The sequence below is a fragment of the Falsiroseomonas oryziterrae genome (genome assembly GCF_021864505.1).
Lineage (GTDB): Bacteria > Pseudomonadota > Alphaproteobacteria > Acetobacterales > Acetobacteraceae > Falsiroseomonas > Falsiroseomonas oryziterrae.
The window spans coordinates 1-2,643 of sequence record NZ_JAKJIB010000446.1; the positions used below are offsets into that span (position 1 = coordinate 1).

At 71.8% G+C, this 2,643-nt stretch carries 3 protein-coding genes; all 3 read right to left on the minus strand.

Annotated elements, in window-relative coordinates; translation table 11 throughout:
• Positions 1-201: 201 nt before the first annotated feature.
• Positions 202-864: a leucyl/phenylalanyl-tRNA--protein transferase gene (aat, locus tag L2I40_RS21695; RefSeq protein WP_237217324.1), complete on the minus strand. Its 663-nt coding sequence runs from the start codon at positions 862-864 to the stop codon at positions 202-204.
• Positions 865-981: 117 nt separating this feature from the next.
• A complete protein-coding gene (gene accC / locus L2I40_RS21700; protein WP_237217325.1) occupies positions 982-2,337 on the minus strand; it encodes an acetyl-CoA carboxylase biotin carboxylase subunit in 1,356 nt (451 codons plus the stop codon).
• 5 nt (positions 2,338-2,342) lie between these two features.
• Positions 2,343-2,643 (minus strand): acetyl-CoA carboxylase biotin carboxyl carrier protein (locus L2I40_RS21705; protein ID WP_237217326.1); only part of this gene is annotated, 301 nt, incomplete at its 5' end.

Below are 2,643 nucleotides of genomic sequence, written 5' to 3' on the forward strand. Positions count from 1 at the left end.
GTGCCCGGCCCGCAGGGCTTCGCGCCGGAGGCGCCGCGCCCGCCGCGCGGCCCGGCCGGGCGGCCCTGGGAGCGCTGAGGCTCAGAGACCGTTTGAGAACACCGGACGGTTCGGCCCCGCGGCGCTTTTCCGCCCCGACGCCTGGGCGGGACGAAAAACCCCCTGCGGATCCTCAGCCGCCGGCATTGCTCAAACGGTCTCTCAGCCCTCGGCCCGCATCGCGCGGATCTCCGCCTCGATCCGCGCGGGATCCGGCGCATTCTCCCATGCCGGGGTGTCCTCCACCGCCTCGGCCAGGAGCCGCTTGTACTGCGCGCGCGGCACCTCGCGGCAGCCGAACTGCGCCAGGTGCCCGGTCTGGAACTGCGCGTCGAGCAGCCGGTAGCCGAGGACCCGCATCCGCGCGACGAGGTGCACCAGCGCGACCTTCGAGGCGTCGCGCACGCGGCTGAACATGCTCTCGCCGAAGAAGACGCCGCCCAAAGTCACGCCGTAGAGCCCGCCCACCAGCTCGCCGCCGAGGCGGACCTCGATCGATTGCGCATGGCCCATGCGGTGCAGCGCGGTGAACAGCCGCTCGATCTCGTGGTTGATCCAGGTGTCCTCGCGTCCCTCCGCCGGTGCCGCGCAGCCCTGGAGCGTGGCGACGAAATCGCGGTTCGACGCGACCTCGAAGGGGCCGGAGAGCACGGTGCGCGCGAGGCGCCGCGGCAGGTGGAAGCCCTGCAGCGGGATGACGCCGCGCTGCTCGGGATCGAGCCAGTAGAGCCGCTCGCCGCGCCGGCTCTCGGCCATGGGGAAGAGACCCGCGCGATAGGCGCGGAGCAGCAACTCGGGCGTGATCTCGAACTGGCGCCGGCTCACGCGGCGAGTATGCGCGCAGAACGGCTGCGGGGCGAGAGTCGCGTGAGCGTGTCGCGGTCAGGCTGTTGCGATCAGGCGCGGGCTCGCATCCGCGTCACCCCTCCGCGCGCATCCGCATCACCCGTCCGCGCGCATCCGCGCGACGAACCGCTCCAGCCAATGAATCGTGTAGTCGCCGGCCTGGAATTCGGGATCGGCCACGATCTGCTGGTGCAGCGGCAGCGTGGTGCGGATGCCGCTGACCACCATCTCGGCCAGCGCGCGCCGCAGCCGCGCGATCGCTTCGGCCCGCGTACCGCCATGCACGACGAGCTTCGCGACCAGGCTGTCGTAGTGCGGCGGCACGACGTACCCGCTGTAAAGCGCGCTGTCGACGCGCACGCCGAGGCCGCCCGGCGCGTGGTACATGTTCACCCGCCCCGGGCTCGGCGCGAAGGTCTCCGGGTCCTCGGCGGTGATGCGGCACTCGATCGCGTGGCCGTTGAAGCGGATCTCGTCCTGCCCGTAGCCGAGCGGCTCGCCGGCGGCGATCCGGACCTGCTCCTTCACGAGGTCGACGCCGCAGACCATCTCGGTCACCGGGTGCTCGACCTGCAGGCGGGTGTTCATCTCGATGAAGGCGAACTGCCCGTCCTGCCAGAGGAACTCCAGCGTGCCGGCGTTGCGGTAGCCGAGCTCCTTCAGCGCGCGCGTGACGTTGGCGCCGAGCTTGTCGCGCTCCTCCGCCGAGAGCACCGGGCTGCCGGCTTCCTCGACCAGCTTCTGGTGGCGGCGCTGCAGCGAGCAGTCGCGCTCGCCGAAATGCACGACGTTGCCATGCGTGTCGGCCAGCACCTGCAGCTCAATGTGCCGCGGGCGGTCGAGATACTTCTCCATGTAGACGCTGTCGTCGCCGAACGCCGCCTTGGCCTCGGTGCGGGCGACGCGCCAGGCTTCCTCGAGCTCCTCGGCGCTGCGCGCCACCTTCATGCCGCGCCCGCCGCCGCCGGCGGCCGCCTTGATCAGCACGGGATACTTGATCTCGTCGGCGACGGCGCGCGCCTCGTCGAGGCTCTCGAGCGCGCCCATCGAACCGGGGACGAGCGGCACGCCGAGCCGGCGCATCGCATCCTTCGCCGCGATCTTGTCGCCCATCATCCGGATGTGCTCCGGCCGCGGGCCGATGAAGGCGAGGCCGTGCGCCTCCACCATCTCGGCGAAGGAGGCGTTCTCCGACAGGAAGCCGTAGCCCGGGTGGATCGCATCCGCGCCGGTGATCGCGGCCGCCGAGATGATCGCCGCCATGTTCAGGTAGCTGTCGCGCGCAGGCGGTGGGCCGATGCAGACGCTCTCGTCGGCCAGGCGCACATGCATCGCCGTGTTGTCGGCGGTGGAATGCACCGCGACGGTCTGGATGCCCATCTCCTGGCAGGCGCGGTGGACGCGAAGCGCGATCTCGCCGCGGTTGGCGATCAGCACCTTCCTGATGTGCACGGGCGCTACTCGATCACCAGCAGCGGCTCGCCGTATTCGACCGGCGAGCCGCTCTCGACCAGGATGCGCGTGACCGTGCCGGCCTTGGGCGCGCGGATCTGGTTGAAGGTCTTCATCGCCTCGATCAGCAGCAGGGTCTGGCCCTGCGCGACGCGGCTGCCGACGGTGACGAAGGGCGCCGCCCCCGGCTCCGGCGCGAGATACGCCACGCCCACCATCGGCGAGGTCACGGCGCCCGGATGCGGCCCCTCGGCCTCCGGCGCGGTGGCGGAGGGCAGGGGGGCGGCGACCGCGGCCGGCGCGGCG